The organism is Roseateles sp. P5_E1 (assembly GCF_054049335.1).
On the sequence record NZ_JBFUMN010000142.1, the window covers coordinates 1 to 944 of the forward strand.

Here is a 944-nt window from a genome sequence, read left to right on the forward strand (position 1 = left end):
CGGCAGAGACCGGGGTGCGCGTTGGGGCGTCGAAACGTGGCTGATAGGCCAGATGGAACTCGCCGTTGGCGATGCCGCGCTCGGCATCCGACGCCAGGCGGTAGGCGCGGTGCACCGTCTGGTCCCGCGCTGCCGAGTACCAGCACAACGTTTGACCCGCGTCGAACGCATCGTGCAGGCCCACCAGGAGTTTCCGAAGCAGTTCGTGGCTGCCTTCGCCGCCTTCGACCGCGCAGATCCCTGCGTGGAAGCGCGGCGACATGGGCACGGCGGCGGCCATCAGCGGACGCAGCATCCGGCCCCTTAGTTCCATGACCAGGCTTTCCACCTGGTCTGGGGTGGGCATGTCCACCAGGAAGGCGAAGCGCGTGACCCCCACGTGGTAGACCGTAGCGATGCCGCCCAATGCGGTGCGCAGGCGAACGCCGGCGCGCCGGATCAGCGCTTCCAGCGGTTGCAGCCCAAGTACCTGGCCCACTTGGCTGGCGCGGGGGATGTCGAGCACGTCGATGGCCACGGCGTAGCGCCTGCCGGTGGCGCTGCGGGCGACAATGCCGGGGAAATCGGCGTGGAGCTGGTGGCGGCTGGGGAGGCCACTGACCGGATCGAGCCGGCCGGACAGGTTGCGCAGCTCCAGCTGCCCCATCACCAGCTGGGCCAGGCTCGACAGCTGCTCGCGGTCGCTGTCCAGGAACTCGCGGGGCATGCTGTCCATGATGCAGAGGGCGCCGATGGCCACCCCGTTCCTGGCGACCAGCGGGGCACCTGCATAGAAGCGCAGGTGCGGAGCGCTGGCGACCAGGGGGTTGTCCTGGAAGCGCGGGTCGGCCGCCAGGTCGGTGACCACGAACACCCCGTTGGCGGTGATGGCGTGGGCACAGATGGAGGCGCGGATGCACGTCGCCGCCACCGGCAGCCCGATCCGGGAGACAAAGCGCTGTTCC

1 protein-coding gene is annotated in these 944 nt (G+C 69.6%); it reads right to left on the bottom strand.

Annotated elements, in window-relative coordinates:
• A partial coding sequence (locus tag ACXJKJ_RS30185; RefSeq protein WP_457395036.1) for a GAF domain-containing protein occupies window positions 1-944 on the bottom strand: 944 nt, incomplete at both ends.